At 57.2% G+C, this 629-nt stretch carries 1 protein-coding gene; it reads right to left on the reverse strand.

Features of this window, described 5'->3' with window-relative positions; all coding sequences use genetic code 11:
* Positions 1–478: transposase (locus ACOCD2_RS24745; RefSeq protein WP_419626337.1), on the reverse strand; the 478-nt coding region annotated here is incomplete at its 3' end.
* Between the last annotated feature and the right edge of the window lie 151 nt (positions 479–629).

Raw genomic sequence — 629 nt, forward strand, 5'->3', positions numbered from 1 at the left:
CGACCAGCAGTCGATCCATTGCTTCATTATCCGCGGCAATCCGCTTGTAACGGTCTGATATAGCCGATTTCGGTATGCCCAACTCCAGACGGTTGAGCGTGCTCGAAGCGGCCAGCGGGTTCCCCCGATCCTGCTCGCGCACCCGCCGCTCTCCGGTCAGGTCCCGCTTGCCCACCAGCAAGGCGAGAGTGCTGTCCTTGCGCAAATCATCGTGGTCGTTCAAATCTTCGTAGCCCAGCGCCAAACCATATACCCGCTGGGCCACCAGATCCCGCACGCTGTGTTCGATGCTCTCGGGGTTGCGGTGATCGGTGAAGCAAGCGGCCAGGCGATCCAGCAGGCCGATACGCTGATCCACCTCGCGCAGCAGAAATCCGCCACCGTCCGAAGTGATTCGCCCGCCGTCAAAACGACCGATCACCTCGCGCCGACCCAGGGACTGAAATTCCAACTGTTCCGGTTTACACTCTGTATTCATAGGCTTCTTTGTTTTGTTGCTGGTAAGTGATTGGTAACCCTTATTTTATGCAACAAAAAGAGGCCTATTTCCAGTGGGGCGGTGAAATTTCCGGGCGTGCGTCCTGAAAGCTGTGTGCTTTCCAAGTGGGTGAAAGGCCCGCCTCTCAAAC

It is taken from the genome of Thiolapillus sp. (assembly GCF_048562965.1).
GTDB classification, from domain to species: domain Bacteria; phylum Pseudomonadota; class Gammaproteobacteria; order Chromatiales; family Chromatiaceae; genus Thiolapillus; species Thiolapillus brandeum_A.